Source organism: Streptomyces durbertensis (genome assembly GCF_014156695.1).
Lineage (GTDB): Bacteria > Actinomycetota > Actinomycetes > Streptomycetales > Streptomycetaceae > Streptomyces > Streptomyces durbertensis.
This window is the reverse complement of the sequence record NZ_WMLF01000372.1, coordinates 1-5,378: the sequence shown is the minus strand read 5'-3', so window position 1 is coordinate 5,378 and position 5,378 is coordinate 1. Positions and strand designations below refer to the sequence as shown.

The window sequence follows — 5,378 nt, the reverse complement described above, 5'->3', positions numbered from 1 at the left end:
ACAGGTCGGAGCCGGAGCCGCACATGGGCGGCCGGCGGGTCAGCCACGGGCGGGGGCGGCTGCTGGGCGGGTCCAGCTCGATCAACGGGATGATCTTCCAGCGGGGCAACCCGATGGACCTGGAGCGCTGGGCCGCCGACCCGGGCATGGAGACGTGGGACTACGCGCACTGCCTGCCGTACTTCAAGCGGATGGAGCACTGCTCGGCGGGCGCCGACGACTGGCGCGGGCAGGGCGGGCCGCTGTGGCTGGAGCGCGGGCCGGCGGAGAACCCGCTGTTCGCGGCGTTCCTGGAGGCGTCGCAGCAGGCCGGCTACGAGCTGACGTCGGATGTGAACGGATACCGGCAGGAGGGCTTCGCCCGCTTCGACCGCAACATCAGGAAGGGCCGGCGCTGGTCGGCGGCGCGCGCGTACGTGCATCCGGTGCGGAGCCGGCCGAACCTGACGGTGCAGTGCTTCTCCCAGGTGGACAAGGTGCTGTTCAAGGGGAAGCGGGCGATCGGCGTCGAGTACCGGCAGTTCGGCCGGCAGCGGCGGCGGGTGGCGGCCGGTGAGGTGATCCTGTGCGGCGGCGCGATCAACACGCCGCAACTGCTGCAGCTCTCCGGGATCGGGAACCCGGACGAACTCGTGCCGCTGGGCGTGAAGATGGTGCACGAGCTGCGGGGCGTCGGGGAGAACCTCCAGGACCACCTGGAGGTGTACGTGCAGCACGCGTGCAAGCAGCCCGTCACGTTCAACCCGATGCTGAAGTGGTACCGACGGCCGGCGATCGGCCTGCGGTGGATGCTCTTCCACACCGGCCCGGCGGCCACCAACCACTTCGAGGCGGGCGGCTTCGTCCGGGGCAACAACGAGGTGAAGTACCCCAACCTGATGTTCCACTTCCTGCCGATCGCGGTGCGGTACGACGGCACGGAGGTCGGCGCGGAGCACGGCTACCAGGTGCACATCGGGCCGATGTACTCCGACGTGCGCGGCTCGGTGAAGATCAAGTCGGTGGACCCCCGGCAGCATCCCGCGCTGCGCTTCAACTACCTGTCCACACCCAACGACCGCAAGGAGTGGATCGAGGCCATCCACGTGGCCAGGGACATCCTGCGGCAGCCGGCGTTCGCGATGTTCGACGCCGGGGAACTCTCCCCCGGCCCCGAGGTCGCGTCGGACGAGGACATCCTGGACTGGGTGGCGCGGGACGCCGAGACCGCCTACCACCCCTCGTGCACCGCCCGGATGGGCGTCGACGACATGTCCGTCGTCGACCCGACGTCGATGCGCGTGCACGGCGTGGAGGGGCTGCGGGTCGTCGACGCCTCCGCGATGCCGTACCTCACCAACGGCAACATCTACGCGCCGGTGATGATGATGGCCGAGAAGGCCGCCGACCTGATCCTGGGCAACACCCCCCTCGCCCCGGCGGAGGTCGACTTCTACCGGCACGAGTCGGCGGAGGCCTGAGCGATGACAAGTGCCGAACACCAGGGGCTCGACCCGGGGCTTGAACCGATGGAGCACGGACCGGGCCGCACGCGGCTGAAGCGGGTCGTCTTCATCGGCTCGTCCGTACTGATCCTCGCCGTCTCCATCTGGGCGATCATCACACCGGAAGGCGCCGAGGAGACCATCGGCGTCGTCGTGGAGTGGATCGCCAACGGCTTCGGCTGGTACTACTACCTCGCCGCCACCCTGTACCTGCTCTTTGTGGTCTTCGTGGCGCTCTCCCGGTACGGGAAGATCAAACTCGGGCCGCGCCACTCGAAGCCGGACTACAACCTGTTCGCCTGGGCGGCGATGCTGTTCGCCGCCGGCATCGGCATCGACCTGATGTTCTTCTCCGTCGCCGGGCCCGTCAGCCACTACCTGGCGCCGCCGGAGGGCGACCCGGAGACGATCGAGGCGGCCCGGCAGGCGGTGGTGTGGACGCTGTTCCACTACGGCATCACCGGCTGGGCCATGTACGCGCTCATGGGCATGGCGCTCGGCTACTTCTCCTTCCGCTACCGGCTGCCACTGGCGATCCGCTCCTCGCTGTACCCGATCATCGGCCGGCGCATCTACGGCCGGGTCGGCGACGGCGTGGACCTCGCCGCCATCATCGGCACGGTCTTCGGCATCTCCGTCTCGCTCGGCATCGGCGTCGTGCAGCTGAACTACGGCCTGAACTTCCTGTTCGACATCCCCGAGGGCACCGCCGCGCAGATCGCGCTGATCGCCGTCGCCGTGGGCATGGCCACCGCCTCCGCCGTCGCCGGTGTCGACCGGGGCATCCGGCGACTGAGCCAGCTCAACGTGCTGCTCGCCGTGCTGCTGATGGGCTACATGCTGTTCGTCGACAGCCCGACCCGGCTGCTCAACGCGCTTGTGCTGAACATCGGCGACTACGTCAGCCGCTTCCCCGACATGACGCTCAACACCTTCGCCTACGACCAGCCGACCGAATGGCTGAACGCCTGGACGCTGTTCTTCTGGGCGTGGTGGGTGGCGTGGGCGCCGTTTGTCGGCATGTTCCTCGCGCGTATCTCCAAGGGCCGGACGATCCGCCAGTTTGTCGCCGCCACCCTGGTCATCCCGTTCTTCTTCACCCTGACGTTCCTGTCGATCTTCGGGAACAGCGCGCTCTTCGTGGTGCAGGGCGGCAACACCGAATTCGGGGACACCGCCGTCAACCTGCCCGAGCAGGGCTTCTACGGCCTGCTCGACCAGTACCCGGGCGTGCTGTTCAGCGCCGGCCTGGCCACCTTCGTCGGACTGCTGCTGTACGTCACCTCCGCCGACTCCGGCGCGCTGGTCATGGGCAACCTCAGCTCCGACCTGCTCACCCCGCTCACCGACTCCAAGCCCTGGCTGCGGATCTTCTGGGCGTCCGCCACCGGCCTGCTCACCCTCGCCATGCTGCTCGTCGGCGGCGTCGAAGCCCTCACCAACGCGACGATCATCATGGGCCTGCCGTTCTCCTTCGTGATGTTCCTGATCATGGCCGGCCTCTACAAGGCCCTGCGCCTGGAACGCATGCGGGAGGAGGCGCTGACCGCGACCATGCCCTCCTCGCTCTCCAGCCGGATCAGCTCCAGACCACCCGCCGCCGAGTGGACCTGGCGCCAACGGCTGGCCAGGACCATGGCCTACCCGGGCAAACGCGCCGCGACGCGGTTCGTGGACGACGTGTGCCGGCCGGCGTTCCGTGACGTCGCCGACGAACTGCACCGGCAGGACGTCGAAGCGCGGATCAGCGAGGAGCCGGACGAGGAACTCGGCGTCCCGCACATCGAGTTGACCGTGCCGGTCGGACGGGACGAGGAGTTCGTGTACCGGGTGTGGCCGCTGGAGACCCCGTCGCCGGCCTTCGCCATGAAGGCCGTCAGCGAGCGCGACACCTACATCCGCTTCGAGGTGCACCTCGCCGAGGGCAGCCAGGGCTACGACGTCATGGGCTACAGCCGGGAACAGCTCATCGCCGACATCCTCGACCAGTACGAGCGGCACCTGGAGTTCCTGCGGCTGCACCGCGAGGCCGCCTCCCGCTCCGCGCTGCCCGACCACCGCCCCGACACCGCCGAAGCCCACCTACCGGACGAGGAACGCTGAACGGGCAGGGGTTCTGTCGTCTTCCGGGCGGGTCGCCGCGGGCGGGCGGCGGGGCCGAGTCGTCACCTCCAGCCAAGCCATGGGCAAACCCATAGGGAATCCATATCAGCGTGCGGAACGATGGCTGCCGACAGTACCCACGACCATCGGTGCACAACGTGGAGGTGCCATGAAGAACGCAGCGTCCCATGGCGCGGGCGGCGGCCCGGAGGGCCACGACGTCCTCCAGGAGCTGGAGGAGGAGATCAACTCCTGGCTCGAGCAGGGCGGCATGAACCTCGTGGCTCGGCTGGAGCGGCTCGACCCGCCCGAGGAGTCCAGCGCCAGGGCGTCCCTCCAGGAGTTCGTGCGCCGGCAGGGCACGGCCGGCGTCGCCACCGAGCCCACCGGCCATACCGGCCATACAGAACACACCGGCCACGCCGAACACACCGAACACACCGGCCACGCCGAGCACGTCGAGGCTGATGCGGGGGCCCGCTGGAGCAGTCTGCTCGCCGCCTACATCGACGCCCTCAGCAACTCCGCCCGCCAGAGTGCGGACGGCACCGGGCCCTGCGCCGTCTCATATGGCCTCGACGAGGGGCACGCGGGCGGCTGCGGTTGACTGCCGGCCGGCTGCCGGCACCACCCGCCTGACGGCGCCCGGCGTGCCACCGGCAGGCCCGTCCGCCCGCTCGACGGCGTAGAGCCGGACGAGGGGACGCAGCACATAGGTGGGTTGTCCGCCGCCGGCCTCCTCCACAAGACGGGCCGCCAGCAGTTCCTCCAGCGCCTCCTCGGCGTCCCGCTCGCCGACCGCGAGCACGGCGGCCGCCTCCCGGGTGTCGAAGCAGGGCGCGCCCGAGCGGGCCAGCGCCCCCAGCGCGGCACGGGTGGAGGCCGACAACCGCCGGTAGCCGGCCTCCAGGGCCGCCCGCATGTCCAGGCTGCCCGCCCGCAGCTCGTCCAGCCGCCGCGAAGCCGGCGCCAACCGTGCCGCGAGTAACGCCAGGGACCGTTCCGGGCAGGCCACCAGCCGCGCGGCGGCGGCCCGCAGCGCCAACGGCAGCCGGTCGCAGTACCGCACGATGCGCCGGGCCGCCTCCCACTCCGCGGCGACCCGGCGCTCGCCTATCACCCCGCTGAGCAGCCGAAGCGCCTCCGCCTCCTCCATCGCCCCCAGCACGATCAGCCGCGTGCCCTCCAGGCTGGCCAGCGCGCGCCGCCCGGTGACCAGCGCCCGGCAGTCCGTGTCCCCCGGCAGCAGCGGGCGGACCTGCCGGTCGTCGACGGCGTTGTCGAGCACCACCAGCATGCGGCGGCCGGCGAGCAGGCTGCGGTAGAGCTGCCCGCGCTCCTCCTGCGACGCCGGCAGCCGGCCCTCCGGCACGCCGAGCGCGCGCAGGAACCAGCCCAGCACCTCCGTCGGCTCCCGGGGAGCGGCCGTCTCGCCGCCGAGGTCGGCGTGCAGCTGACCGTCGGGGAAGGCGGCCCGGGAGAGGCGGGCGGCGTGCATCGCCAGCGCGGACTTGCCCGTGCCCATCGGCCCGGTGATGACCAGGTCCCGGCTCTGCGCCCCGTCCGACGGATCGCCGCAGAGCGTGCGGCGGGCGACGGCCGTCTGCGCGGCCCGGCCGGTGAAGTCCCGTACGGGCGCGGGCAGCATCCTCGGCACCACGCCGCGCCAACCGCCGGCAGGCTGCCTGGCGCCGGGGCTCAGGCCGTCGTCCGGAAGCGCGAAGGCCGGTGCGGGCGAGGTCGGTTGGGGTGCCTCTCGGGGAACGCGGGGGATGTGGGCGGTGTGGCGGG

The 5,378-nt window shown here is 71.0% G+C and carries 3 protein-coding genes and 1 pseudogene; 3 read left to right on the top strand and 1 reads right to left on the bottom strand.

The genetic code is table 11. The annotated features are described in order from the left end of the window. From GL263_RS20585 to GL263_RS20575, 3 genes are all read left to right on the top strand, one after another. On the top strand, positions 1 to 1,460 hold a 1,460-nt coding region (locus GL263_RS20585; protein ID WP_182857213.1), incomplete at its 5' end, for a choline dehydrogenase. A gap of 3 nt (positions 1,461 to 1,463) precedes the next feature. After that, positions 1,464 to 3,587 (top strand): choline BCCT transporter BetT, encoded by a 2,124-nt coding sequence (gene betT, locus GL263_RS20580; protein WP_323379497.1) that lies wholly within the window; start codon positions 1,464 to 1,466, stop codon positions 3,585 to 3,587. Positions 3,588 to 3,756: 169 nt separating this feature from the next. After that, a complete protein-coding gene (locus tag GL263_RS20575; RefSeq protein WP_182857212.1) occupies positions 3,757 to 4,194 on the top strand; it encodes a DUF6269 family protein in 438 nt (145 codons plus the stop codon). Here GL263_RS20575 and GL263_RS20570 read toward each other — a convergent pair. Next, a pseudogene (locus GL263_RS20570) lies at positions 4,153 to 5,378 on the bottom strand (AfsR family transcriptional regulator); the annotation flags it as partial. The gene GL263_RS20575 and the pseudogene GL263_RS20570 sit on opposite strands and share 42 nt — an antisense overlap.

What these genes read in the sequence shown, in the direction of transcription:
- betT (WP_323379497.1), top strand. Translation starts at nt 1,464, where the DNA reads ATGACAAGTGCCGAACACCAGGGGCTCGACCCGGGGCTTGAACCGATG.
- GL263_RS20575 (WP_182857212.1), top strand. Translation starts at nt 3,757, where the DNA reads ATGAAGAACGCAGCGTCCCATGGCGCGGGCGGCGGCCCGGAGGGCCAC.